Raw genomic sequence first — 1,195 nt, 5'->3', positions numbered from 1 at the left:
GGCGTATGTGGTTCCGGCTGCGGGTGGTGGTTCGGGGTTGGGTGTGGGGCAGGTGGATCGGTGGCGGCAGGTGTACGACTCGTTGTATGCCGGTTCGCGGTCGGCGGGGTTCGGTGTTGATTTCGCCGGGTGGGTCAGCAGTTTCGATGGTGCGCCGATTCCGTTGCCGCAGATGTGTGAGTGGCGGGATCAGACGGTGCGGCGGATCGTGTCGTTGCGGCCCCGGCGGGTGTTGGAGATCGGGGTGGGGTCGGGGTTGTTGTTGGCGCAGGTTGCGCCGGTGTGTGAGCTGTATTGGGGTACGGATCTGTCGCCGGAGGTGATCGACCGGTTGGCCGGTCAGGTCGCGGGGCGTGTGGAGTTGGCTGGTCGGGTGGTGTTGCGGGCTCAGCCGGCGGATGTGTTCGACGGGTGGGGGGAGGGGATGTTCGACACCGTGGTGATCAATTCGGTGGTTCAGTATTTCCCTGGTGTGGATTATCTGGTCGAGGTGTTGCGGGGTGCGTTGCGGGTGTTGGCGCCGGGTGGGGCGGTGTTCGTGGGGGATGTGCGGCATCGGGGGTTGGCGGAGTGTCTGTATCGGTCGGTGCATGAGTCTCGGGGGGTTGTTGATGGGCAGGTGTTGGCGGGCAGGGTTGCTGAGAGTGCGCGTTCGGATCAGGAGTTGTTGGTTGATCCGGGGTTCTTCTCGGCGTTGCGGGGGGTTGTTGATGGGTTGGACGTGGTTGATGTGCGGGTCAAGCGGGGGGTTTCGGACAACGAGTTGACGCGGTACCGCTATGACGTGGCGTTGCACAAGGCTCCGACGTCGGGGTGGCGGATGGGACAGATCCGCACGGTGTCGTGGGGGGATGGGGTTTCTGACCGCGACGCGGTGGTGGAGTTGCTGGACCGGGACCGGCCGGAGCCGGTGGTGTTGGCTGGGGTGCCCAACCCCCGGATCAGCGGTGCGGTGTCCGAGGCTCTGGATCCTGAGGGGTGGTACGAGTTTGGTCATCGGCAGGGGTATCAGACGACGGTGACCTGGTCGCGTCAGACCGGTGATGGCAGCCTCGACGTGCTGTTCACTCCCGCTGGTGGCCGCGACGAGGTGGTGGTGGATACGGGTGTCGCGGTCGAGGCTGGGACGGGGTTGTCGGTTTTCGTCAACGATCCGGGTCGGGCCCGGCAGGTGGAGATGTTGTCGACTCAGTTA

At 65.1% G+C, this 1,195-nt stretch carries 1 protein-coding gene; it reads left to right on the top strand.

Translation table 11 applies throughout. The features are described 5' to 3' along the window. Positions 1–70: 70 nt before the first annotated feature. Positions 71–1,195 (top strand): class I SAM-dependent methyltransferase (locus Raf01_RS49055; protein WP_203925063.1); only part of this gene is annotated, 1,125 nt, incomplete at its 3' end.

The sequence above is a fragment of the Rugosimonospora africana genome (genome assembly GCF_016862975.1).
Lineage (GTDB): Bacteria > Actinomycetota > Actinomycetes > Mycobacteriales > Micromonosporaceae > Rugosimonospora > Rugosimonospora africana.
Note: the sequence above shows the minus strand (reverse complement) of the source record. Positions and strands in the feature narration are given on the sequence as shown.